Annotated in this window: 18 protein-coding genes; 14 read left to right on the top strand and 4 right to left on the bottom strand. The window is 58.3% G+C overall.

Going from position 1 to position 24,065, the window contains the following annotated elements:
* Window positions 1-49 precede the first annotated feature (49 nt).
* Both motA and motB read left to right on the top strand, forming a co-directional pair.
* Window positions 50-901 carry a flagellar motor stator protein MotA gene (gene motA / locus AC0Z5Z_RS06455; RefSeq protein ID WP_024011357.1) on the top strand — a complete coding sequence of 284 codons (852 nt, stop codon included), beginning with the start codon at window positions 50-52 and terminating at the stop codon, window positions 899-901.
* Between the two features lie 3 nt (window positions 902-904).
* The gene (motB, locus tag AC0Z5Z_RS06450) at window positions 905-1,945 is read left to right on the top strand and encodes a flagellar motor protein MotB (protein WP_073471668.1); all 1,041 of its coding nucleotides are present in this window, start codon (window positions 905-907) and stop codon (window positions 1,943-1,945) included.
* Window positions 1,946-2,004: 59 nt separating this feature from the next.
* Here the strand turns inward: motB and AC0Z5Z_RS06445 are convergent, their stop codons facing one another.
* From AC0Z5Z_RS06445 to rsgA, 3 genes are all read right to left on the bottom strand, one after another.
* Window positions 2,005-2,490 carry a toll/interleukin-1 receptor domain-containing protein gene (locus tag AC0Z5Z_RS06445; protein ID WP_056787531.1) on the bottom strand — a complete coding sequence of 162 codons (486 nt, stop codon included), beginning with the start codon at window positions 2,488-2,490 and terminating at the stop codon, window positions 2,005-2,007.
* Complete coding sequence (locus AC0Z5Z_RS06440) at window positions 2,490-3,449, bottom strand: caspase family protein (RefSeq protein ID WP_423664128.1); 960 nt, start codon at window positions 3,447-3,449, stop codon at window positions 2,490-2,492. Before AC0Z5Z_RS06440 ends, AC0Z5Z_RS06445 begins: the two co-directional genes overlap by 1 nt.
* 313 nt (window positions 3,450-3,762) lie before the next feature.
* Window positions 3,763-4,794, bottom strand: a complete 1,032-nt coding sequence (gene rsgA, locus AC0Z5Z_RS06435) for a small ribosomal subunit biogenesis GTPase RsgA (RefSeq protein WP_024011360.1) — start codon at window positions 4,792-4,794, stop codon at window positions 3,763-3,765.
* 107 nt (window positions 4,795-4,901) lie between these two features.
* On the opposite strand from rsgA, the gene orn reads away from it, so the two are divergent.
* The 6 genes from orn (at window position 4,902) to AC0Z5Z_RS06405 (ending at window position 16,220) form a co-directional block, all read left to right on the top strand.
* Entirely contained in the window at window positions 4,902-5,444 is a 543-nt protein-coding gene (gene orn, locus AC0Z5Z_RS06430; protein ID WP_016771957.1) for an oligoribonuclease, read from the top strand.
* 102 nt (window positions 5,445-5,546) lie between these two features.
* A complete protein-coding gene (locus tag AC0Z5Z_RS06425; protein WP_177342722.1) occupies window positions 5,547-6,161 on the top strand; it encodes a trimeric intracellular cation channel family protein in 615 nt (204 codons plus the stop codon).
* A 177-nt stretch (window positions 6,162-6,338) separates the two neighbouring features.
* Window positions 6,339-7,364: a hypothetical protein gene (locus AC0Z5Z_RS06420; protein ID WP_460094312.1), complete on the top strand. Its 1,026-nt coding sequence runs from the start codon at window positions 6,339-6,341 to the stop codon at window positions 7,362-7,364.
* A gap of 185 nt (window positions 7,365-7,549) precedes the next feature.
* Window positions 7,550-10,069: a leucine-rich repeat domain-containing protein gene (locus tag AC0Z5Z_RS06415; RefSeq protein WP_485610884.1), complete on the top strand. Its 2,520-nt coding sequence runs from the start codon at window positions 7,550-7,552 to the stop codon at window positions 10,067-10,069.
* Window positions 10,070-10,410: 341 nt separating this feature from the next.
* Window positions 10,411-11,397 (top strand): hypothetical protein, encoded by a 987-nt coding sequence (locus AC0Z5Z_RS06410; protein ID WP_485610883.1) that lies wholly within the window; start codon window positions 10,411-10,413, stop codon window positions 11,395-11,397.
* 80 nt (window positions 11,398-11,477) lie between these two features.
* Window positions 11,478-16,220, top strand: a complete 4,743-nt coding sequence (locus tag AC0Z5Z_RS06405; protein ID WP_485610882.1) for an RHS repeat domain-containing protein — start codon at window positions 11,478-11,480, stop codon at window positions 16,218-16,220.
* Window positions 16,221-16,275: 55 nt separating this feature from the next.
* Here AC0Z5Z_RS06405 and queG read toward each other — a convergent pair whose 3' ends face one another.
* Complete coding sequence (queG, locus tag AC0Z5Z_RS06400) at window positions 16,276-17,376, bottom strand: tRNA epoxyqueuosine(34) reductase QueG (RefSeq protein WP_485610881.1); 1,101 nt, start codon at window positions 17,374-17,376, stop codon at window positions 16,276-16,278.
* A 63-nt stretch (window positions 17,377-17,439) separates the two neighbouring features.
* On the opposite strand from queG, the gene AC0Z5Z_RS06395 reads away from it, so the two are divergent.
* The 6 genes from AC0Z5Z_RS06395 to hfq all read left to right on the top strand — a co-directional run bounded on the left by AC0Z5Z_RS06395 (window position 17,440) and on the right by hfq (window position 24,065).
* On the top strand, window positions 17,440-18,939 hold the full coding sequence (locus AC0Z5Z_RS06395) for an NAD(P)H-hydrate dehydratase (RefSeq protein WP_485610880.1): 1,500 nt from the start codon (window positions 17,440-17,442) through the stop codon (window positions 18,937-18,939).
* Window positions 18,927-19,397 carry a tRNA (adenosine(37)-N6)-threonylcarbamoyltransferase complex ATPase subunit type 1 TsaE gene (tsaE, locus tag AC0Z5Z_RS06390; protein ID WP_150638276.1) on the top strand — a complete coding sequence of 157 codons (471 nt, stop codon included), beginning with the start codon at window positions 18,927-18,929 and terminating at the stop codon, window positions 19,395-19,397. Before AC0Z5Z_RS06395 ends, tsaE begins: the two co-directional genes overlap by 13 nt.
* Window positions 19,398-19,448: 51 nt before the next feature.
* Window positions 19,449-20,828 carry an N-acetylmuramoyl-L-alanine amidase gene (locus AC0Z5Z_RS06385; RefSeq protein ID WP_370593506.1) on the top strand — a complete coding sequence of 460 codons (1,380 nt, stop codon included), beginning with the start codon at window positions 19,449-19,451 and terminating at the stop codon, window positions 20,826-20,828.
* Window positions 20,825-22,732: a DNA mismatch repair endonuclease MutL gene (mutL, locus tag AC0Z5Z_RS06380; protein WP_305382088.1), complete on the top strand. Its 1,908-nt coding sequence runs from the start codon at window positions 20,825-20,827 to the stop codon at window positions 22,730-22,732. The genes AC0Z5Z_RS06385 and mutL overlap by 4 nt, the downstream gene beginning before the upstream one ends.
* Window positions 22,732-23,703, top strand: a complete 972-nt coding sequence (gene miaA / locus AC0Z5Z_RS06375; RefSeq protein ID WP_353187896.1) for a tRNA (adenosine(37)-N6)-dimethylallyltransferase MiaA — start codon at window positions 22,732-22,734, stop codon at window positions 23,701-23,703. Before mutL ends, miaA begins: the two co-directional genes overlap by 1 nt.
* 95 nt (window positions 23,704-23,798) lie before the next feature.
* Complete coding sequence (hfq, locus tag AC0Z5Z_RS06370; RefSeq protein WP_016771947.1) at window positions 23,799-24,065, top strand: RNA chaperone Hfq; 267 nt, start codon at window positions 23,799-23,801, stop codon at window positions 24,063-24,065.

Here is a 24,065-nt window from a genome sequence, read left to right as displayed (position 1 = left end):
AACTTCCGAATATGACCTTGAACCCGACTTAAACAAGTACCTTCTACCTATGGCTAAAATTATCGGCATCATCGTCGTATTCGCGAGCGTGCTCGGCGGATACGTGCTCTCCCACGGCAAGATTGCCGCTCTGATCCAGCCCTTCGAGGTGATGATCATCGGCGGTGCGGCCCTCGGCGCATTTCTCCAGGCCAACCCCGGTTACATGACGATGCACGTGCTCAAGAAATCCCTGAGCATGTTCGGTTCGCGCTTCACCCACACCTTCTACCTGGAAGTGCTCGGGCTGATCTACGAAATCCTCAACAAGAGCCGCCGTGAAGGCATGATGGCGATCGAAGGCGACATCGAAGATGCCGCCGCGAGCCCGATCTTCGCCAAGTACCCGGCGGTGCTCAAGGATGAACGCATGACCGCGTTCGTCTGCGATTACCTGCGCATCATGTCCTCCGGCAACATGGCTCCGCACGAACTGGAAGGCCTGTTCGACATGGAACTGTACAGCCTCAAGGAAGACCTCGAGCACCCATCGCACGCGGTCAACGGCATCGCCGACGGCATGCCCGGTTTCGGTATCGTTGCGGCGGTACTCGGTATCGTGGTGACCATGGCCTCGCTGGGCGAGGGCGACCAGGCGTCGATCGGTCTGCACGTGGGTGCGGCACTGGTCGGTACCTTCTTCGGTATTCTCGCGGCCTACGGTTTCTTCGGTCCGCTGGCGCATTCCCTGGCCCACGATGCCAAGGAAGAGCTCAACGTCTACGAAGCCATCAAGGCCTCGCTGGTGGCTTCGGCGTCCGGCATGCCGCCGTCGCTGGCGGTCGAGTTCGGGCGCAAGGTTCTGTACCCGGCGCACCGTCCAAGCTTCGCCGAGCTGGAACAAGCGGTTCGCGGTCGCTAAGTCATGGAAAATAATCAGCCGATCATCGTCAAGCGCGTCAAGCGCATTGCCGCCGGGCACCACGGCGGGGCGTGGAAAATCGCCTTCGCCGACTTTGCCACGGCGATGATGGCGTTCTTCCTCGTGCTGTGGCTGCTGTCCACCGCTACGCCGGAACAGAAGATCGCCATCGCCGGTTATTTCAAGGACCCGGTCGGCTTCTCCGAAAGCGGCACGCCGTACATCATCGACCTGGGTGGCACGCCGACCCTGGCGCCGGAAAACACCCTCAACCCGGAAGTGAAGTCGCAACCGCAACCGGACAAGGTCACGGTCGACACCGATCAGGTTGAAGGCATGGCCGAGCAGGTCGAGAAGGAGCGTCTCGAACTGCTCCTGCAAGAACTGCAGAACAAGGTCGACGAGAACCCGCAACTGCAGAAGTTCAAGGATCAGATCCTCTTCGAAATCACCCCGAACGGCTTGCGCATCCAGATCATGGACGCCGAGAATCGGCCGATGTTCGACTCCGGTTCCGCACGCCTGAAACCGTACTTCGAGGACATCCTGCTGGCCATGGCCGACACCATCAAAGCGGTGCCGAACAAGATCAGCATCAGCGGCCACACCGACGCCAAGCCGTACATTGGCACTGGCGACTACGGCAACTGGGAGCTCTCGGCCAACCGCGCCAATGCGGCTCGCCGTGCCCTGGTCGCGGGCAGCTATCCGGATGCGCAGGTGGCGCGGGTGGTCGGTTATGCCTCGTCGGCGTTGTTCGACCGGGAAAACCCGTTCAACCCGGTCAATCGCCGGATCGACATTGTCGTGCTGACCAAAAAGGCCCAGGCCGCCATTGAAGGTGCGCAGGGTCCCGAGGCGGCGAAACCGGCGGATCAGGGGCAGAACGGTGCTGCACCGGCAGCCCCGGTTGATCCGAATGCGTTGCCGGCGGACAAACAGCCAGTGCCGGCTCACGAGTTGCGCGAGCGGTTGAATCTGTTTGACGATGCGGCGCCGAAACCGGCTGAGCCGGGTGGGGCGGCGCCTGCGCCGAAGCAGTAAGTGAAAAAAAGCCGACAGTGATGTCGGCTTTTTTGTGGCTATCACAGGCCGGCACTGTCTCAGAATCCCCGACGAATCCGGTTCTTCAGCTGTTCATGAAACATCTCTGCATCGCGCTTGTACGCCCCTTTCACCGAGTCGCTGAACGAATCCAGGGTTATCGAGCGCTTGTTCGACACCTCATCACGATACGCATCGATAAAGAAATCCAGATCGCTGGCCGTGCTCAGCTTCGGCCATTTGTCCAGATAGATCGGCAGTTGCGCAGGTCCGGTCTTGAACGTACAGATCCGCCGATTGCTGATCGTCGCCTCGCCAATTTCGAAAGGCACCCACCACGACAGTGCAGTTGTCTCCGACACCACCGCCAGCAGATGCGTGCACTCGGTGATGTTGCGGGTAATGACTCCGGTGATGTCGTCGGTGGTCTGCGATTCCGGATCCAGTACGTCGAGGTAAGTCCTGATCTTCGCCTGGGTCAGGCGGGTGTTGATGGCGATCGCATGAGCGCGATCCATATGGCGGTAGCTGATAAAGACTGGCATCAGAAATGTCCTTTGAGGGCGAGTTCGCGGTAATAGGCGCCGAGTGCCGTCAGGCGGCAGCCGGTGGAGTTGAGGGCGGCGTAGTACATGTGCTCGGCGTCGACCGGCTCGATCAGGCTGTGGCGGTTGCACTTCTGCAACTGGGCAAAGATCTCGCCATGTTCAGGCACGAACGCCTTTTCGGTGGGCTCATAGCTGGGGTCGAGCGGGTAGACCGATTCGGCTTCGGCGAACCAGTCGGGCAATTTGCGCAGGATCTCCTTGGGGATCAGCGGCGAGACTTCGCGCAGGGAAATGAACTGCGACACATTGGTCTTGAACACCGGACGCTGTTCCCAGGCGCCGAGGGCGTTGTCGACAAAGGAATACAGACTGCCGGGGGTGATTTTGCCGAGGATATTCGCCGCGCCGCCATGCAGCGCTTGCAGGAGCAGGCCGGTGAACACGCCGTGCTGCGCGCCCTCCAGCGCCGGCTCGGCTTTTTTGCAGGCGGTGAGGATCGTCATACCCTCGCTGACCATGCTGCTCTCGCTGCGCAGGGCGCGCACTTCGCCGGCCGAACCGCTTTCGCAGCAGTCGAGGATGATCACTTTGTTTTTGATCCGCGTGGCCTTGTCCGCCCAGTTGAGGATGTCGCTGATGCGGATGCCGTCCTTGGCGTTGCGGTAGTCCTGCGCGATCAACATGCCTTCGTCAGTGTCGGCGTCGAAACCGCCATGGCCGGCGAAATACAGCAGGGCGACGTTGCAGTCACCGGAAAACAACTCGCGGATCTGGTCTTCGAGTTTTTGCCGGCTCAAATAATCCTCGGCGGACGTCAACACGACATTCTTGAAGTTAGGGTCGCCGTTGGCATTGGTTTTCAGCACCGAAGCCATGGCCATGGCGTCGTTGCAACAGCCGCTCAGGCCGCCGATATGCGTGTAATCGTTGATGCCGATGAACAGTGCCTTGCGCATGGTCACACCACTGTGTGCAGGCGGATCGCGCCGACGATGCTGTGGGCACTGCACGCGTGGATGTAGCGAGACGAATGGCGGATGAATAAAACACAGGTTGGCATGGCTTTCCTCGAAGGTCGCTGTGAGCGAAGGAGGAAAGGAATGTAGGCCGCTGGCAGAGACCTACAAGGGCTGCGCGGCAAAACAGAAAAGTCCTGCAAGCAGCCGCGCAAAAGCCTACGGCAGAGGCTTATGTTTAAGTGGGGGAGAACTGATTCAGATGCGGTCCGACAACCGGCAGCCCGTGGTGCGGGGCTGCCGGCGCGACTGTTTAATAACCGTTTTCGGGCAGGCTGGCGATGATCGAGCGATAGCTGTTCATCCGTTGCTGCTGGATGCGCCCATCTTCCAGCGCCTTGAGCAGCGCGCAACCCGGTTCGCGGTCGTGCTTGCAGTCGCGGAAACGGCAAGTGCCGAGCAGGTCATCGAACTCGATGAAACCGGCTTCGACATCGGCGCGGCTGACGTGGCCCAGACCGAATTCACGGATGCCCGGGGAGTCGATCAGTTCGCCGCCGCCAGGGAAGTGGAACAGGCGCGCGGTGGTGGTGGTGTGCGTGCCCTGACCGGACAATTCCGACAACGGCCCGACGCGGGTTTCGACTTCCGGCAGCAGGCTGTTGACCAGCGACGACTTGCCGACGCCGGACTGGCCTACGAACACGCTGATGCGCCCGTCGAGCTGCTTTTGCAGTTGCTCCATGCCGTCGCCGTGGTGGGCCGAGACTTCCAGCACCGGATAACCCAGCGTGCGGTACACCGCCAGCAACGCGTTCAGCGCCGGGGCGTTCTGCTCGTCGATCAGGTCGAATTTGTTCAGCAGCAGAAGCGGGCGGATACCGGCATGTTCGGCGGCGACCAGATAGCGGTCGATCAGGTTGGCGTGAGGCTCGGGCAGCGGCGCGAAAACGATGACGATCATGTCGACGTTGGCGGCAACCGGCTTGAGCTGGCCACGACTGTCGGGGCGGCACAGTTCGGTGCTGCGCGGCAGTTGCGCGACGATCACGCCAATGCCTTGGTTGCCGGCGCGCCAGACCACTTTGTCGCCAGTGACCAGCGCTGGCAGGTTGGCGCGCAAGTGGCAACGGAACACTTGACCGGCGAGTTCGCCGTCGACGGCTTCGACTTCGACCTGCACGCCGAAGTGGGCGATCACCAGGCCGTGTTGCTCTGGGCCAAGGTCGCCGCCCTCGAGGGCTTCGACCGCCGAGGACTCGCGTTTGGCGGCGCGTGCGGCGCGCTCGCCCTGGATCTTTTCGATGCGCCAGTTTTGACGACGATTGAGTTGGCGTTTGGCCATGGGTGTTCCGTCTGAAGAATGCAGCGATTAGGTAAAACGGCCGCGAGTTTAGCACGCCCGGCCATCGGCCTAGGCTAAACTGCGCAGCATTGCCTAGGAGCCCGAATATGCAAAACCCGCAGAACCTGATCTGGATCGACCTGGAAATGACCGGTCTGGACCCGGACAACGATGTCATCATCGAAATGGCCACTATCGTTACCGACAGTGAGCTGAACACATTGGCTGAAGGTCCGGTGATTGCCATCCACCATAGCGACGAAGTGCTCGCGCGCATGGACGAGTGGAATACCCGCACCCACGGCAACTCCGGTCTGACCCAGCGTGTGCGCGACAGCCGCATCAGCATGGCTGAGGCAGAAGCTGAGACCATCGCCTTTCTGGAAAAGTGGGTGCCGAAGGGCAAGTCGCCGATCTGCGGCAATAGCATCTGCCAGGATCGTCGCTTCCTTTATACCCACATGAAGGCGCTGGAAAGCTACTTCCACTATCGCAACCTCGACGTCTCCACGCTCAAGGAACTGGCCGCGCGCTGGGCTCCGGATGTGCGCGACAGCTTCAAGAAGGGCAGCACGCACCTGGCGCTGGACGACATTCGCGAATCGATCGCCGAGTTGCAGCATTACCGCAAGCACTTCATCAAGTTCTGAGGGAGCGGCTTTCCGCCTTCGCGAGCCTGCTCGCGAGAGGCGCGCCCTCTTCTGGTGCGGCGCCGAAATGGCTAGACTGCGCGCCTTCCTGCCTGGACTGCCATCATGTTGCTGATGCTATATCTGATCGCCATTACCGCCGAAGCCATGACTGGCGCGCTGTCCGCCGGACGACGAGGCATGGACTGGTTCGGCGTGGTGCTGATCGCCTGCATCACCGCGCTCGGTGGCGGTTCGGTGCGCGACGTGTTGCTCGGGCACTACCCGCTGACTTGGGTCAAACACCCGGAATATCTGGTGCTGACCTCGGTGGCGGCGATGTTTACGGTGTTTGCCGCACGCTGGATGCGTCACCTGCGCTCGCTGTTTCTGGTGCTCGACGCGGTGGGGCTGGTGGCATTTACCTTGATCGGTTGCATGACAGCGCTGGAAATGGGCCACGGCATGCTGGTGGCCTCGGTCAGCGGCGTCATCACCGGTGTGTTCGGCGGCATCCTGCGCGACATTTTCTGCAATGACATTCCGCTGATATTTCGCCGCGAACTTTATGCCAGTGTTTCATTCGCTGCGGCATGGTGCTACATGTTTTGTCTTTATATAAATGTGCCGGGCGAACAAGCCATCCTGATCACTTTGTTTGGCGGGTTCCTGTTACGTCTGCTGGCCATCCGTTTCCATTGGGAAATGCCGAAGTTCGTCTATAACGACGAACATTGATCATTCTTGCGTTGGTGTATTGGAGGCTGGTTTAAAGGCGTATGAGTTGCCGGCGGCTGGTGCGCGCATATTTCTTACACTTTTCACTTTGATATTTTCTCGGTGGGTATGTAACTTTTTTTGCTGACATGTTTTCGATGTCACTATCAAGTTATATTCTCACAGAGGAGCTGTATTATGAGTGAAAGCATGGATGCTACAGGTAATCAACAAAACACTTCGCCCGTTCTTGTGGGGTTGTCCAGTCTGAAGGTCAAGTTTGACGCCAGTGATAACACTCAAAGCAGGGCACTTTTTGCTAATGGCCGGATGCAAGTCAAAGTTCAGGTGCTGGTTGCCGGAGTAGACGCCGACGGCAACGCTGTGCATGTACCGGAAGATGTAATGGAAAGCATCCAGCTTATTCATTACGCGACCGGCAAGACCTTGCGCGATGGTTGGGTCGCGAGCGCAGTCCAAGGCCGGTTTACGCGTGAGGCACGGCCTGCACCGGATGCCTTGGACAGGCACGATGATGATCTTGAGAATGACAGCGTTCATCCACAGGTGCGTACGTTCTGGGTTTCCTCGTCGAGCGCCGGAACGACTGAGGTCGGTGCGCGCCTGTCTCTCAACGGGGAGAGGATTTTGAGCAACGGAACCACCCCTGCCAGTGTTCATTACAGCAGCGTGACTCTGGAGGCTGAAAAGCCCGCGACATATGGAGTCTTTCAGTTGTATCAGAACAGGATTGGTAATGAGTCGCCTGGTAATCGTATCTGGAAGTACCATCTGGGGCTGTACCCGGACGGGAAGCAAATCCGCCTGGTCGATTGGATGGTCGAGGGGGCTGAAGAGGGCGAAAACCTCGATTTTGCGGGCGGGAACAGGCTTAACGAAATCAAAACCAATTATATGAAGTGCATTTTCGTCCGTCCCGAAAAAACCAGTGTGACCGTCACCTTGCCTGATAGGGGTGATCCGTTTGTATATGCTTTCACCGGCGATGCGCAAACATGGAATCACAAGCATTACAAAGTAAATACGCAAAGCGACGGAGAACTCACTATTGTGCAGGCGTTATCCGAATACTCGGAAAATACCGGTGCGCAAAAATATGGAAGTGTCCTCTACTTTATCGCTATCGATGAATATGGTACCGGGCATAAGTTGGCGATTCGCGTGAGTTTTTATGAGCGCAATTTGTCTCTTCAGCGAGGCTGAGTTTCATCATCCATTGATGCAATGTCTTGGGATGTAGTAGCTGTATATGCGTTTGGCATCGCGGCTGCAGATAAGCTGCCATGTTCGATGATCAGGCATATGCACGAAAGTGCTTTATCTGATGTCTTGCGCTGGCCCCGCAGCGATGTGTGGCCAGCGTCACCACTCCTCAAGGATGAGCATTCATGACTGGCAAACCGCCGAAAATCAAACCTGTATCTGCCCCAACCAGACCCATCGAGTCCAGCGGGGATGGCCTGCCCCGGGCTCTGAACCCGTCTTCGACAATGCCGCATTCGACTGTTGCACATCATCAGGGACCCTTGCCTTCGCCATCTTCTTCAGATTCGCTTGCAGTGATGCCTGTCATCAGTGTGAGCACGAGGCCGAAATATTCCACGATCGACGAGTTCGCAAGTGTGTCCGCAAGGAATTCGCTGGAGAACTACTGGATACCCACGCAAGAGCGTCTCGACAAGACCGATGCATGGGGCATCGCAATCATGAAGCAGCGTCAGTATGTTGCCGTCGCTGACAATCACATCGTACAAGTGGTCCGAGACCCCGAGAGCGGCCTGTTTCGCGCCACACATGCCAGAGAACTGCATCCTTCCGGTCCGCTGTTGAGGCCTGACAGCGAGGGCCGTTTGTGGCATCCGCTGGATGATCCTGAGTCGGCCAATCCAGTTGCAACTGTCTTTACCGGACGAAATCGCACGACAGAGCTTCCCGGCACGGAGTATTCAATAAAGGATTTCCCTCCACTGATGACCCAACGCATATTTGCCGTGAGCGGCGTCGACGCGATGATGGCGCACAGGTCCGACATTCATCCCGCTTCGCTGGCATTGCTGCAGGACACAGCGAGACGCTTCGCCCTCGATCAAAAGATCCGCCAGTTCATCACCCAAGTGCAACATTCCGATCCGACCGTGCGTGCGCAGGCCGATTCACAACTGCAGGCTTTGTTAACGCTACAGGCAACTGATCTGAGCGAGCGCGTTATCGAACAGTCCCGCGCTTTGCTCTTTGAGCAGAGCGAGCGGGCGTTCGAACTCGATTGCGATGACAACACATTGCAGATGCGACGGATTTTTCCTCATCTGCCCAAGACGATTGCCCAAGCGTTGTGGCGAGAGGCCAGTGCCGCCGACCATATGCATTTGCGCCTGCGGCCGGGAATGCCGAGGCACATGGCAGAAAAAACGCTGGTGGCGCTACGCGAGGTGCGTCTCGCCAGGGCGTGCGAAGGAATCTATCTGGATGCGGTAGCCAGCCTGGACACTGACCAACTGGCTTTGCAGATGCTCGGGCGGCTTGATCAGTGGCCGCGACAGATTCGTATCGAGATTCGTCTGCAAGCGTCAGAGGGTGAGTCATTGAGTGCTATTGGCGATGCTCGATCGCCAGTGCGTCACATATTGATTCGTCAGCATGAAGGCTACGTTATCCAACGCAGCGGCATCGCGTCCCCCCAGGATCGGATGGATCTGTATGCCGCCGTCTGGCGCCTTTTACTGCCCGGGCAGCGCCAGTTGCTCGGTGTAGCGCAGGGCGGTGGTGCGGCTCTGCGGCAACTGGTACGCGCACAGCCATTGCCGTCGCGCCAACGCGTGAGCGAATTGTTGGGACTGGCACCGGTGCAGGTAACGGCTGTTCCGGCCAGCGCCCAATACGCGCAAGCGGGGCTGCGAGGCGGCGGCGATGTCAACCCGATGTTGACAGGATCCGTTGTGGAACGTGTCCGTAGCCTCTATCCGCAGCTTGATGACAAGGAGTTGGCCGCTTTCGTTTCCGAGCGCCTGGGATCTGAGCCGTCCACAGTTTTAGCGCGCCTGGAGACAGACCTCGCAATATTGCGCAATGAATTGGCGATCTGGAGTGCGGAAGGATTATCGACCCAAGCGGACTCTTCGCAGGACGCAATGCAGATCGCAGAACAGCGCCCGGCTCGCGAGCAATTTAGCGCAAAACTGCAAGATATCTGGCGACGCAAGTCGGTTTCGAGATGGGGTTACGGTGACTATCATTTTTCCCATCATGTCGATTTTACTGGTGAGTTACCAAGATTATCCGCCAGGTTCGACTATGTAACAGAGTTGATATTGACTGTGGAAACGCCAGGCGCACGCATCGGTGCTTTTTTTGACAGTTTTCCCAATGTTCAATATTTGATGGTCACTGGCATAAAAATGGAGGACTTCCCGTCAGGGATATTCCAAATGCGCCAGTTGCGTCAACTTGTGCTGGACGATTGCTCGCTTGAATTATCTGAAGCGACGGCTGAAGGTGTGTCCAGGATCGAGACGCTCACTTTGTTGAATCTGGCCAACAACCCTCTGACAGTTGCTCCGCATGTAGGCTTCATGACAGGTTTGACCGAGTTGATGCTATATAACGCCAATCTCTCCAGCCTGCCTTCCGGTATAGACAGGCTTGGAGGTCTTCGGGTCATGGCGTTACAGGATAATAATATCTCAGACGTAGGGAGCGATCTGTTCGATATTCCGGATACTCAAGATCTATATGTTGGTTTATTGAACAATCCGCTGAGTGACGAGTCGATGCGGCGGATTAATCAATATCTTGAAAATTCCAGTATGGACCGGAAAGTGGAAATCCAAACGGAAGAAACAGTTTCAGACGTTGATTCCGATAGTGAGTCATCGGAGAGCGGATTTTCGACAGGTCCAGATAGCGACTGAGTGTTGTCGAAAGTAACGGATCGATCACGCTGCCAACATGATTTGGCAAACATAAGCTACTCGCTGACTCCCCTTCCGGTTCGGGTTGATTGAATTCGGAAGGGGTAACAGGCCATCGTGGGCCAGAATCAAAGGGGTGAAAGGCTTAGTTTTGAATCTCGTAACATGCAGATCGCATTTTTTGAAGTTATTAGCATCTGTGTGAATTATTAAAGATGATGTTGAGAGTTTGCTTTTTCACAAAATGTCAAATGTCGCGGCTGTTTATATTTAAATTCGACGTTAATACTTTGCCGAGCCCTTGAAGGGCGAAATATATTAATCGGCTGAGGTATTATCAGATGTTTGATGAGCAAGTTGGTATTTCCCGTATCGAGGTAAAACTCGACGCCACAAATCATGGCCAGCACAAAGTGCTTTATGCCAACGGTCGCATGCAGGTGCGTGTATTGGTGCTTCTGCACGGTATCGATAACAATGGCGACGGCGTATCGCTGCATGGACATCCTGCATTGCCGTCATTGCGGCTGATTGCCTACAACGGTGCTCGGCCTCTGGAGGGAGACTGGAGTGTTTCGATTCAGGAAAATCGTTACGCTCACGAAATGTCGGGTGGTGCAACGCGCCTGACAGAAGTCCCGCGGGTCAGTGACAACCAGATAAGCAACGCCGCAGATCCGGTACAGATTTTCCAGTTCTGGGTCTCGGCTTCCCGACCTGGAATTATGGAAGTGGCTGCCGAGATCTCCTTGAATGGCGTGATATTGCGAAGTAATGGGGTTGGTTTCGACAGCAGTGTCACGCTGGAGGCGATTCCTCCGAAAGAGTACTCGCTGAGCAGCTTTTCATTGAGCAAGTATGATGAGAAACGGCAGAGGGGTCGATACGATTCGATTCAGCATTATCATATTGCCCTGCGCGCTGAAGGCAGGCAGATTCACCTCCTTGACTGGTACAGCAGTGAGGTGAAACTTGATCCTTATGATTCCGAAGAGGCGGTGCAAGTCTATGTGTCCGGTAATATCCCCGGAATACAAGGTAGTCGCAAAGTTTTTTATGGCTATATGGCACCGATATATGGCGTGCAAGCAACATTCCGCAGTCCCCTGAGCTACGTTACCGTCCCTATCAATAAGGTGCCTGGGCAATTAACCCTTGTTCAGTATCTTTCCGCTGACCCGCAAGCAGCACGGGAAAATGAAAGCGCATTCGAGTTTGCCGTGTTCGATGAGTTCGGTACGGAGCACCGCCTTTGTATCGATGGTGATAAAGAGCGGCTCACTTTTATTCTGGATCAATCCAGGCGGTCAATGAAGCAGCTTAGCTGACTTCGTTGTGTGGTCGGCGCTTTTTGCTGGCCAGTTTTAACTGCTCAACCTAAGTCTGGAAATAAAAGGACGGTTTACCAATGGAAAGTAATTTCTCTCCCTCTGTTCATTCAAACGCTTTCAACTTTGGTGAATTTGTTTCAGGAGGCGTTGATCCCCGCACGGGCATGTACACCTGCGCATTTTCGCTTGGCAAGTTGCACTCGGCGGATCTCAATGGTCCGGAGCTTGCACTTTCAGTGGGCTTTAATCCGCTCAATCAGGCGGATAGTGGTTTCGGCGTTGGCTGGTCTTTGACACTGACCAATTATGACTTGCGCAGCAAAGTGATGACCTTGTCCAACGGTGAGCGCTACAAGGCTGTCGAGACGTCTACCGGTCTGAAGTTCAAGGAAATGAAACTGCAAACGGCGAAAGCGTCAGTCGCTGGAGCAGGGCGCTATGAAGTTCGATACAAGGATGGCCGGCGTGAACTGCTCAAAGTCCTGGCCGGCACTCAGGTCGCCGTCGCGGAAAAAATAATCGCGGCGAACGGTGTGAGCATTACGCTGAAGCATGAGTTGTTCAACCAGTTTCCCCGATTGGCCGAAGTCCGTGATGGCAAGCGCTGCCTGTTGAAAATCACCCGCGCGGCAGGTCAGGTGACGCTGTCCCGGCATCCCGACACTACTTCCAGTTCCAACTACAAGCTGATCTTGAAAAACTCTCGAGTGACGGCCATCGAGCTGCCGGTTGGTAAGGGTTGGGACCTTGAGTATGAAGTCATCGCTGGAGCCAGCTATGTTCATCGCATCGTCAATCCGCTGCGCGGGGTCGAAATCATTCGCTACAAGCGGCACGGCCACCGCTTCATCAGCGGTGTGGAACGGACACTGCCGTTTGTGATTGCTCACGATGTCTACCCAGGGCGCGGCCAGCCCCGACTGTGCAAGACCTACACGTACTCCGACCATAACTTCCTTGGGCAGGGCCTCCTTCCTGCCAAGGATAGTGACCTGGATCCTCTCTATCTTGCGCCCGGCCACTACGTCTACACCTCGGACGAGCACTTGCTGGTCAGCGGCAAAGTACATACCCGCATCAAACGCACCTACAACAAATTCCATCTGTTGGTGGCTGAGGTTACAACCTGTGGTGACGCTCAGATCGCCACCACCACGGAGTATCACTGTTCCATTACCAAGCCATTCAGTGAGCAGGTGGCTCAGTTCCGCATGCCTAAAGTCCACACGGTGACGCACCTTGATCGGCGCACCCAACAGCAGCGTGTGGAAACCACCGTCACCGAGTTCGATGACGAAGGTAACTTGCTCAAGCAGGTCGAGCCCACTGGGGTGACGACGACCACGGAATTTTATCCGGCCAGTGGTGGAGATAACTGCCCAGAGGATCCGCTGGGCTTTTCCAGATTCCCGAAAAAAAGGACGGTGACTGCTGCCGCATCCGATGGTGCTTCGACAGTCACCTACTACGACTACGCGCTGCATCCGGCGCTGGACGGTGCGGAACTGGCATCCGTGTTACCGGTCGAGGAGCGTTTTTGTGAAGTGTTGGAAGGCGTTGAGGTATTGCGTTCGAAAACCGCACGCAGTTATTTGAATACGCCCGGGGATCCACTCAAGCATGGAGCCACGAAAGAGCAGAGTGTCATCCTGAATGATAAAAAAACCGCTATCGAGTTTTCCTATGAACTTGAGGGTGACAGGTTGCGAGTCAGGTCCAGCACGCGCGGATTTGACGGCACGCTGCAGACCAGTGAGAAAGTGCTGTCGACGCTGACCGGATTACAGGTCTCTGAAGTCGGTGTCGATGGCGAGCACATCGAGCATGAGTACGACGCAATCGGTCGGGCAGTGGGCAAAACGGTTGCTGGCGGCACCCCATATGCGGCCGTTACCCGGTGGACCTATCTGGCTGCCAGCAAACAGCATCCGGCGACAATGGTGACCACGGATCCTGCTGGCGGCGAGCAAAAAGTGACTTATGACGGGATGGAACGGGTGATCACCGTTCATGAAAAGGACTGCGACCATCCCGACAAGGACGGTCTGATTCAGACACGCACGCTTTATTCTGCGCTGCATGATTCGGTCGGCCACAAGGTGAAAGTGACGCTGACTGATTGGCGTGATGGCAAGCCTTATCCGGTCAGCACCGGCTACGAATTCGATTCCTGGGGCCAGGTCAGCAAGACGCTGCACGATGATGGACGTATCGAACACAGCGAGGCGGACCCGGTTCTTCGCCGGCAGACCCATTGGCTCCAGGGGATGGGCAAGACGATCACCCTCGTCAATGATTTCGGTAAACCGCTGAGTGTCGAGAGCTTCAATCTGAAGAACAAAAGTCTCGGCAAAACCGTGTACACCTATGACGGCTACGGGCGCACAACCAGTCAGACAGACCCTGTCGGCAATACCAGCCGATATGAGTACGACGTTTTTGACCGGATAACCCGCAGTGTCCTGCCCGACGCCACTGCGGTCGTGACCGACTACGCCGGGCACAGTGATGAAGGTCTGCCGATCAACATCAAGGTCGCTGACAAAGTGTTGGGGCAGCAAACTTATGACGGTCTGGGTCGCTTGATCCGAAGTACCGTTGGCGGACGTAAGTCCGAGGCAGGTTATGAAGCGGGCTTCACCCAGCCGCAGTGGTACAGGAGTGCTGATGGCAAAAAAACCGAATTCACTTATTTGCGGGAACTGGGCGGCCTGCTGACTGAGCGCAAGGCAGGGGATCTGGTCACGACCATGACGTATGACCCCCTCAGTGGCAATCCCTTGACCTGTACCGAAAACGGCAGACAGCGCAATTTCGCCTATCACCCCTCCGGGCGTGTGAAAACCGAAACGACGACCCTCGGCGCGATCACCAAAGCAACCTCCAGTATCTGGTCCCTGCAGGGGCGACCGATCAACCATGTCAATGTGCTCGGAGTCGAAAGCACATCCGAATACGATAAGCACGGCCGCCTGCTATCCACCTCCCAGGGCTCGCTTAAAACCGAATTCCACTACAACGCGCAGACGGGGATGCTGGACTGGACGCAAACCGAAGAAACGTCCATCAAGCGTCAAATGATCACCCGGTTTGCCTATGACGATATCGGGCGTGAAACCCGCCGCACATTCGAGACTCAAGGACAGCCAGACCAGACCCTGGAATCGACTTACACGCTGGCTGGCAAACTGGCGCAGAAAGTGTCCAGACGTGGCACTCAAGTGTTACGTGATGAACAGTTCACCTACGATGTGCGCGGGCGCTTGATCCAGTACGACTGTGCCGGCACGCAAAAGCCGCGCGATCCGTATGGCAAGGAAATTGTCCGCCAGACATTCACCTTCGATGCATTGGATAACATCCTCACCGTGCAGACGAAGTTCCCGCTGGGGATGAATCTGACCACCTTCAGTTACGACAACCCTGATCCTGCACAGCTCAGCGCCGTCAAACATTCCCACGTCGACTATCCCTCGGCAGTGACGCTGGAATACGACGCCAACGGCAGGATGATCAAGGACGACCAGGCGCGAACGCTGGCCTATGACGCGTTCGGACGTCTCGAGCAGCTGTCCAGCGCAGGGGGATCAGTGATTCGTGGCTACCATTACGACGGTTTCGACGATCTGGTGGAGCTGTCGCAACCCGAAAAAGCAATTGTGCAGCGTTACTACTACGCAGGCCGGGTTGCCAACGAGGTGCGTGGTGAAAGTTCAACGAGTGTTGTGCGTCACGGTGGAGCGCTCGTGGGGCAACAGCAATCGGGGTTGAACCCCGACGCGCAGCTATACGCCACCGATCAGCAGCAAAGTGTGCTGGCAACGCTGGGCAAGGAGCAGCTCACCGATTGCGCCTACAGCCCTTATGGGCATCGTCCCACCGAAGGTGGATTGTTCAGCGTGGCAGGGTTCAACGGCGAACAGCTGGATCCGGTTACCGGGCTGTATCTGCTGGGCAACGGTTACAGGGCTTATAGTCCGACACTGATGCGCTTTCTCGCCCCCGACAGCATGAGTCCATTTGGCGCGGGCGGATTGAATGCCTACAGTTATTGCCTGGGCGACCCTGTCAATCGTGTCGACCCTACCGGGCATATCTCCTGGCAATCGATCCTGGGCATCGGCCTCAGTGTTCTCGGAATTGTTGCCAGCGTGGTGACGATGGGCGCGGCGACGCCATGGGCAGTGGCGGCATTGGGGCTGGCGGTTGCTTCAGGCCTGGCGGGTATTGCCAGCGAGGTGGTCAATGAACTCGCACCGGGTTCTCAAGCGGGCGAGATATTGGGCTGGATCAGTTTTGGTCTTGGGCTGGCTTCGGTGGGGGCAGGGCTGGCAGCTGGTGCCAAAGCGGGCATCAATGCTGGCAGGAAACTGGCTGGCGCCTTCAAGCAGGGCCTGAGTAGTAAAGGCTCCAAAGCAGCGGGTCAAGAGATGGCCCGAGGCATGATCAAGGGTAAGGGAAACAAGGCGGCGGCCAAGGCGAAGGCGAAGGCCAGCGCGGCCGTTCAGGAAGAGGCCGAGAAACCATGGTCACTCGTCAGGGTCGACCCCAAAAAGAACATCCTTGAGAAAGAGGGCCTTACCGGCTTGCTTGAAAAGGCCGAAACTTTCATGCAGCACATTGAGGCGGGTAACTCCCCGACGTCTTCTGCAGCGCTGATTCATGCCAAATACACGCCCATGCATGGTCCATCCGGCTCAGCATCAAAGCCGATGCATCTCTATCTGTCGCAAGGAGACCGAATATATATGACCGAAAACGCCAAGGAGCGGATCGCGGTCATCAACCAGCTGGGTGGTCATTTAAAGGAAAAAAAGTAGGTCGGAGCACGCAACGAAACGATACAAGGCGAAAGCAGGAACACTCAAGGTCCGGCTACGATTTGAACAGTGCGCTTGCCGGTTTTGCGAGCGCGCGGTGGGCGTGCTGTTCCAGTGCCCACCCGACATGTTCCCTGACCAACTCTGACGGATAATCACGTCGCGCCTTCAACGCTTCCAGCACAGGAATCGATGAAGGCGCATTCCCCAGTCCCACCGCCAGATTGCGTAACCAGCGCTCGTACCCGGCACGCCGCAACGGTGAACCCTCGGTGCTGTTCAAGAACTTTTCTTCATCCCACATGAACAGTTCAGCCAGCTCGGCATTATCGAGATTGTGCCGTGGCTTGAAATCGCTTTCTCCAGTCGGCCGAGCGAAGCGGTTCCATGGGCAGACGATCTGGCAGTCATCGCAGCCAAACACCCGATTGCCTATCAATGGCCGCAATTCTTCGGGAATCGCGGTTTTCAGCTCAATGGTCAAATAGGAAATGCAGCGCCGGGCGTCCAGCACGTACGGGCCGACAAAGGCGTTGGTCGGGCAGATATCCAGGCATGCGGTGCAACGCCCGCAATGTTCAGTGCTGTGTGGTTCGTCCACCGGTAGCGGCAGGTCGACGAACAGTTCGCTCAGGAAGAAATAACTGCCGGCCTTGCGGTTCAACACCAAGGTATTTTTACCGATCCAGCCCAGTCCAGCTTGTTCGGCGATGGCTTTTTCCAGCACCGGTGCGCTGTCGACAAACGCACGAAAGCCGAACGGGCCGATCTCCGCCTGGATCTTGTCGGCCAATTGTTGAACACGTTTACGGATCAATTTGTGGTAATCGCGGCCCAAGGCATAACGCGACACGTAAGCCTTCTCCGGCTCAGCCAGGCGTTTGGCCATTTCGGTATCGCCTGGCAAGTAGTCCATGCGCAGGGAAACCACGCGCAACGTGCCCGGCACCAGCTCTTCGGGATGCGAGCGTTTGCTGCCATGGGCGCCCATGTAGTCCATGTCGCCGTGGTAGCCGGCCTCGAGCCAGCGCTGCAGATGCTGCTCGTGTTCGGCCAGGTCCAGACCGCTGATGCCGACTTGCTGGAAGCCCAGCTCGCGGCCCCAATCCTTGATCGATTGGGCGAGGGCGGGCAGGTCTGTGGTGATGGCGGACATGAGGCGAGAGAAACCGGAGCTGAGGTGCGTATAATTCTGCCAGACATCGGAGCCCGAAGACGCATGCCGCAGACGAAAGATGAATTACCCGACGCGCTGTACCGCGCCGCGCAGGTGCGCGAACTCGACGCGCGGCTGATCGCCGCCGGCACGCCGGGCTTCGAATTGATGCAACGCGCCGCCCGCGCGACGTGGCGCGCACTGGTGCGCAAGTGGCCGGCAGCGAAGGAACTGACGGTGCTCGCCGGGCACGGCAACAACGCTGGCGACGGTTATCTGGTGGCCGGGCTGGCGCTGCGGGCCGGCTGGACCGTGCGCGTTCTCGCCGTCGGCGATCCGCAACGTTTGCAGGGCGATGCCGCACTGGCCCATGCCGAATCGGTGGCTGCTGGTGTTGTGGTGCAAGGCTGGCAGGCGCAACGCGAGCTGCGCGGTGTCGTCCTCGATGCGTTGCTCGGCACTGGCCTGAGCGGCGAAGTGCGTGAGCCCTATGCCTCGGCGATCAAGGCGATCAACGCCTGCGGCTTGCCGGTAGCGGCGGTCGATATTCCTTCCGGGCTGTGTGCCGATACCGGGTGTGAACTGGGTGTCGCGGTATGCGCCGATCTAACGGTGACCTTCATTGGTATGAAGGTCGGGCTGTTGACCGGTGATGCTGCGGATCATATCGGTGAGCTGGTCTTCAGCGACCTGCAAGCCCCCGACGAAATTTTCAGTGACATTCCTGTCTGCGCTCAGCGCCTGAGCGCCGCTAATCTTCCAGCACTTGCGCCGCGCGCGCCGACCTCGCACAAGGGCCGCTTTGGCCACGTGTTGCTGATCGGCGGCGATCACGGTTTCGGCGGAGCGATTCTGCTCAGCACGGAAATGGCCTTGCGCGGCGGCGCGGGCATGGTCTCGCTGGCGACTCGCCCAGAGCATGTGCCGGCGGCGCTGACTCGGGTCCCGGAGGCGATGGCGCTCGGCACCTCGTCAGCCAATCAACTGATGGGGCTGCTGGAAAAGGTTTCGGTGCTGGTGGTCGGACCGGGTCTCGGTCAGGCCAGTTGGGGCCGTGCCCTGTTGTCGGCGGCCGCCAATGCTGCGTTGCCGCAAGTGTGGGACGCTGACGCGTTGAACCTGCTGGCCAGCGATTTTGTCCAGTTGCCCAAGGATTGCGTGATCACCCCGCATCCGGGTGAAGCGGCGCGCTTGCTTGGCGTCAGCACCACCGAGGTGCAGGCCGATCGCCCGGCCGCTGCTCTGGCGTTGAGCAAAAAGTATTCAGCGGTAGTGGTTCTGAAAGGGGCCGGCAGTCTGATCGCCCATCCCGATGGGCGTCTGGCCCTATGTCATCAGGGCCATCCGGCGATGGCCACGGGCGGGTTGGGGGATGTGCTGGCCGGTCTGACCGGCGCATTGCTGGCCCAAGACATGGACGCGTTCGATGCGGCATGCCTGGCCGTCTGGCTGCACGCCAACGCGGGTATGCAACAAGGCAAATTCGGCCGTGGGCTGGCGGCCAGTGATCTGATTCCAGCCATTCGTCAGTTGTTGGAGGAGCAAGCACCGTGTCTGAAGTAACCCTGTACCTGGCCGATGAACAGGCAATGAGCGACTTTGGCGCACGGATCGCCCGCGTCACCCAGGGCCATGGCCTGATTTTTCTTGAAGGTAATCTGGGTATGGGCAAAACCACCCTGTCACGGGGCATCATTCGTGGGCTGGGGCATGTCGGCGCGGTAAAAAGTCCGACCTTCACATTGGTCGAGCCCTACGAGATCGGTGACATACGTGCCTTCCACTTCGACCTCTATCGTCTGGTCGATCCCGAGGAGCTGGAGTTTCTCGGCATCCGTGACTACTTCGAAGACGATGCCCTGTGCCTGATCGAGTGGCCCGATAAAGGTGCAGGCTTTTTGCCAAAGCCCGACCTGACCATTACCATTAGCCCGCAAGACAGCGGGCGTTCGCTGAAAATTTTAGCCCAGGGCTCGCGTGGCGAGGTCTGGTGTGCCGCTTTGGCATTGGAATCCAATTAAATGATGGGGTTTGGTATGCGCTTTCGCGCGTTGGTGGCTGCCGCTGGACTGATGTTGATGGCAGTAACCGTCAACGCTGTGGCCGATTCAAAGGTCAACAGCGTGCGCCTGTGGCGGGCGCCGGACAACACGCGACTGGTCTTTGACCTCAGCGGCCCGGTGCAGCACAGCGTTTTCACCCTGACAGCCCCGGACCGGCTGGTGATCGACATCAACGGCGCCACCCTCGGCGCGCCGTTGAACGTGCAGACCGCGAACACGCCTATCACCGCGATGCGCTCAGCCCAGCGCACGCCGACCGACCTGCGCGTGGTCATCGACCTGAAAAAAGCCGTCACCCCGAAAAGCTTCTCGCTGGCGCCGAACGCGCAATACGGCAACCGTCTGGTGGTCGATCTGTTCGACAACCCGGCCGATGCCGCGCCGCCGCCAGCCCCGACGCCATCGGTGGCGACCGTGCCGGCGGTGCCGGTGACTCCGACCGAACCGGCGATCAAGCTGCCGCCAGCCCCTGCTGGCAAGCGCGACATTATCGTCGTGATCGATGCCGGCCACGGAGGGGAAGACCCGGGCGCGTCCGGCTCGCGCGGCCAGCGTGAGAAAGACGTGGTGCTGCAGATCGCCCGCGAATTGCAGCGTCAGGTCAACGGCATGAAAGGCTTCCGCGCCGAGCTGACCCGTACCGGCGACTACTTCATTCCATTGCGCGGGCGTACCGAAATCGCCCGCAAGAAGGGCGCCGACCTGTTCGTCTCGATCCACGCCGACGCTGCGCCGTCCGCGGCCGCTTTCGGTGCTTCGGTGTTCGCCCTGTCCGATCGTGGCGCTACCTCCGAGACCGCCCGCTGGCTGGCCGACAGTGAAAACCGATCCGACCTGATCGGTGGTGCCGGCAACGTCAGCCTCGACGACAAGGACCGCATGCTCGCCGGCGTGTTGCTCGACCTGTCGATGACTGCGTCGCTGACCTCCAGTCTCAACGTCGGCCAGAAGGTGCTGACCAATATCGGTCGCGTTACGCCGCTGCACAAACAGCGTGTGGAACAAGCCGGGTTCATGGTGCTGAAGTCGCCGGACATTCCGTCGATCCTGGTTGAAACCGGCTTCATTTCCAACGCCAACGAAGCGAACAAGCTGTCCGCGTCGAGCCATCAGCAAGCGCTGGCCCGTTCGATCAGCAGCGGCGTACGCCAGTTCTTCCAGCAGAATCCGCCGCCGGGCACCTACATCGCCTGGCTGCGTGATTCCGGCAAGATTGCTCAAGGCCCGCGCGACCACCGTGTCGGCCCGGGGGAAACCCTGGCGATGATCGGCGTGCGCTATCAGGTTTCGCCGGCCACCTTGCGCGCCGCCAACAATCTGAAAAGCGATGAGCTGAAAGTCGGTCAGCACCTGACGATTCCTGGCACCGAACTGGCGTCCAAAGAATGAACCAGGTATTGAACACTGCGCGCATCGAGCTGCTCAGCCCGCGGCTGGCGAACCAGATTGCCGCCGGTGAGGTGGTCGAGCGCCCGGCTTCGGTGATCAAGGAGTTGCTGGAAAACAGCCTCGACTCCGGCGCCAAGCGTATTGACGTCGATGTCGAGCAGGGCGGCGTCAAGTTGCTGCGCGTGCGCGATGACGGCAGCGGTATTTCCGCCGATGACCTGCCGCTGGCCCTGGCCCGTCACGCCACCAGCAAGATTCGCAACCTCGAAGACCTCGAACAGGTGATGAGCCTGGGTTTCCGTGGCGAGGCGCTGGCGTCGATCAGCTCGGTGGCGCGTCTGACCCTGACCTCGCGCACCCGCGATGCCGATCAGGCCTGGCAGGTCGAAACCGAAGGCCGGGACATGGCGCCGCGCGTGCAGCCGGCGGCGCATCCGGTCGGCACTTCGGTGGAAGTCCGCGACCTGTTCTTCAACACCCCGGCCCGGCGCAAATTTCTCAAGACCGAAAAAACCGAATTCGATCACCTGCAGGAAGTGATCAAGCGTCTGGCGCTGGCGCGCTTCGACGTGGCTTTTCATCTGCGCCACAACGGCAAGACCATCCTCAGCCTGCACGAGGCCCACGATGATGCAGCCCGCGCCCGGCGTGTGGCGGCGATCTGCGGTTCGGGTTTCCTTGAGCAGGCGTTGCCGATCGAGATCGAACGCAATGGCTTGCACCTGTGGGGCTGGGTCGGTTTGCCGACCTTCAACCGCAGTCAGGCGGATTTGCAGTATTTCTTCGTAAACGGCCGTGCGGTGCGCGACAAACTGGTGGCCCACGCGGTACGCCAGGCTTATCGCGACGTGCTGTTCAATGGTCGGCACCCGACCTTCGCGCTGTTTTTCGAGGTCGATCCCGCAGCGGTAGACGTCAACGTGCACCCGACCAAACACGAAGTGCGTTTCCGTGACGGGCGCATGGTCCACGATTTCCTGTATGGCACGCTGCACCGTGCGCTGGGCGATGTGCGTCCGGAAGATCAACTTGCCGGCTCGGTCACCACGGCGATCGTTCGGCCGAGTGGGATCGAGGCTGGCGAGTTCGGCCCGCAAGGCGAGATGCGTCTAGCCGCCAATGCGCTGCTGGAGCAGCCTCAGGCGCAGCCGGTGTTCAATACTCCGTCCGGGGCTAGCGCTGGCGGCGCTTATCAGTATCAATACACGCCGCGTCCGCAATCGGCGCTGCCCGCTGCCGAGGCGCAAGCCGCATACAAGGAATTTTTCGCGCCGCTGCCTGAAGCCAATGCCAGCGCGCTGCCAACCGGTCAGGAAGATATCCCGCCGCTCGGCTATGCACTGGCGCAGCTCAAGGGCATCTATATTTTGTCCGAAAACGCCCATGGCCTGGTGCTGGTGGACATGCATGCCGCCCACGAGCGAATCATGTACGAGCGCCTGAAAATCGCCATGGCCAGCGAAGGTCTCAGTGGCCAGCCGTTGCTGGTGCCGGAATCGCTGGCGGTCAGTCAGCGCGAGGCCGATTGCGCTGAAGAACACGCCGCTTGGTTTCAGCGTCTTGGTTTTGAATTGCAGCGACTGGGGCCGGAAACCCTGGCGATCCGGCAGATTCCCGCTTTGCTCAAGCAGGCCGAAGCCAATCGACTGGTCGGCGACGTGCTCTCTGACCTGATGGAATACGGCACCAGTGACCGTATCCAGGCGCACCTCAACGAACTGCTCGGCACCATGGCCTGCCACGGCGCGATCCGCGCCAACCGGCGTCTGGCCCTGCCGGAAATGAACGGTCTGCTGCGCGATATGGAAAACACCGAGCGCAGTGGTCAATGCAACCATGGCCGACCGACCTGGACCCAATTGGGCCTGGACGATCTGGACAAACTGTTCCTGCGCGGTCGCTGATGAGCCAGCTGCCTCCAGCGATTTTCCTGATGGGCCCGACCGCTGCGGGCAAGACCGATCTGGCCATCGAGCTGACCAAGGTGCTGCCGTGCGAGTTGATCAGTGTCGATTCGGCGCTTGTCTACCGCGGCATGGACATCGGCACGGCCAAGCCTTCGCAAGAACTGCTCGCCGAATACCCACACCGGCTGATCGACATTCTCGACCCCGCTGAAGCGTATTCCGCTGCCGATTTCCGTCGCGACGCGTTGCAGGCCATGGCCGAAATCACTGGGCGAGGAAAGATCCCGCTGCTGGTCGGCGGCACCATGCTCTATTACAAGGCTCTGGTCGAAGGTCTGGCGGACATGCCGGCAGCCGATCCCGAGGTCCGCGCGCAGATCGAGGAAGAAGCTGCACGCCTCGGCTGGCAAGCCCTGCACGAACAGTTGGCGCAGATCGATCCGGTGTCGGCGGCGCGCATCCATCCCAATGATCCGCAACGCTTGAGTCGGGCACTGGAAGTGTATCGAGTCAGCGGGCAGAGCATGACCGCTCTGCGCGAGCAACAATCTGTGCAAAGTACTGAAGCAGCCGCTTCGGGACGGCAACAATTGCCCTATACTGTCGCGAACCTGGCCATTGCTCCGGCGAATCGTCAGGTTCTGCACCAGCGAATTGAACAAAGATTCACAAATATGTTGGAACAGGGATTCATCGACGAGGTCGTAGCCCTGCGTAAAAGAAGTGACCTGCATTCGGGGTTGCCGTCTATACGTGCGGTAGGCTACCGCCAAGTCTGGGATTACCTGGACGGCAAGCTGACATTGGCCCAGATGCAGGAGCGGGGCATCATCGCCACGCGCCAATTGGCCAAACGCCAGTTTACCTGGCTGCGCAGCTGGGACGATTTGCATTGGCTGGACAGTCTTGATTGCGACAATCTGCCACGCGCCTTGAAATACCTCGGGACCATCTCCATATTGAGCTGAGTACTTGCAATTGCCGTCTATCCTTGGGGGTGTGACGGCCGAAGCCATCTGAATTTACCTGTTTTTATTATTGAATCCTTAAAGGAGTGCGGCACATGTCAAAAGGGCATTCGCTACAAGACCCTTACCTGAACACTTTACGTAAAGAGAAAGTCGGGGTTTCCATCTATCTGGTCAACGGTATCAAGCTGCAAGGGACGATCGAGTCGTTCGACCAGTTCGTGATCCTGCTGAAAAACACCGTAAGCCAGATGGTCTACAAACACGCTATCTCGACCGTCGTGCCGGTTCGTCCAATTCGTCTGCCTAGCGCAACCGAAAACGAACAGGGCGATGCCGATGCAGCGCCGGGTAACGCCTGA

The organism is Pseudomonas sp. 1L-E-NC-VB-C3, assembly GCF_057291535.1.
The sequence above is the reverse complement of the archived record's forward strand: the minus strand, read 5'-3'. Positions and strand labels throughout refer to the sequence as shown.

What these genes read in the sequence shown, in the direction of transcription:
- AC0Z5Z_RS06445 (WP_056787531.1), bottom strand. Translation starts at nt 2,490, where the DNA reads ATGCCAGTCTTTATCAGCTACCGCCATATGGATCGCGCTCATGCGATC.
- AC0Z5Z_RS06385 (WP_370593506.1), top strand. Translation starts at nt 19,449, where the DNA reads ATGTTGATGGCAGTAACCGTCAACGCTGTGGCCGATTCAAAGGTCAAC.
- AC0Z5Z_RS06420 (WP_460094312.1), top strand. Translation starts at nt 6,339, where the DNA reads ATGAGTGAAAGCATGGATGCTACAGGTAATCAACAAAACACTTCGCCC.
- AC0Z5Z_RS06395 (WP_485610880.1), top strand. Translation starts at nt 17,440, where the DNA reads ATGCCGCAGACGAAAGATGAATTACCCGACGCGCTGTACCGCGCCGCG.
- AC0Z5Z_RS06415 (WP_485610884.1), top strand. Translation starts at nt 7,550, where the DNA reads ATGACTGGCAAACCGCCGAAAATCAAACCTGTATCTGCCCCAACCAGA.
- rsgA (WP_024011360.1), bottom strand. Translation starts at nt 4,794, where the DNA reads ATGGCCAAACGCCAACTCAATCGTCGTCAAAACTGGCGCATCGAAAAG.
- mutL (WP_305382088.1), top strand. Translation starts at nt 20,825, where the DNA reads ATGAACCAGGTATTGAACACTGCGCGCATCGAGCTGCTCAGCCCGCGG.
- motA (WP_024011357.1), top strand. Translation starts at nt 50, where the DNA reads ATGGCTAAAATTATCGGCATCATCGTCGTATTCGCGAGCGTGCTCGGC.
- miaA (WP_353187896.1), top strand. Translation starts at nt 22,732, where the DNA reads ATGAGCCAGCTGCCTCCAGCGATTTTCCTGATGGGCCCGACCGCTGCG.
- motB (WP_073471668.1), top strand. Translation starts at nt 905, where the DNA reads ATGGAAAATAATCAGCCGATCATCGTCAAGCGCGTCAAGCGCATTGCC.
- queG (WP_485610881.1), bottom strand. Translation starts at nt 17,376, where the DNA reads ATGTCCGCCATCACCACAGACCTGCCCGCCCTCGCCCAATCGATCAAG.
- hfq (WP_016771947.1), top strand. Translation starts at nt 23,799, where the DNA reads ATGTCAAAAGGGCATTCGCTACAAGACCCTTACCTGAACACTTTACGT.
- AC0Z5Z_RS06410 (WP_485610883.1), top strand. Translation starts at nt 10,411, where the DNA reads ATGTTTGATGAGCAAGTTGGTATTTCCCGTATCGAGGTAAAACTCGAC.
- orn (WP_016771957.1), top strand. Translation starts at nt 4,902, where the DNA reads ATGCAAAACCCGCAGAACCTGATCTGGATCGACCTGGAAATGACCGGT.
- AC0Z5Z_RS06440 (WP_423664128.1), bottom strand. Translation starts at nt 3,449, where the DNA reads ATGCGCAAGGCACTGTTCATCGGCATCAACGATTACACGCATATCGGC.
- AC0Z5Z_RS06405 (WP_485610882.1), top strand. Translation starts at nt 11,478, where the DNA reads ATGGAAAGTAATTTCTCTCCCTCTGTTCATTCAAACGCTTTCAACTTT.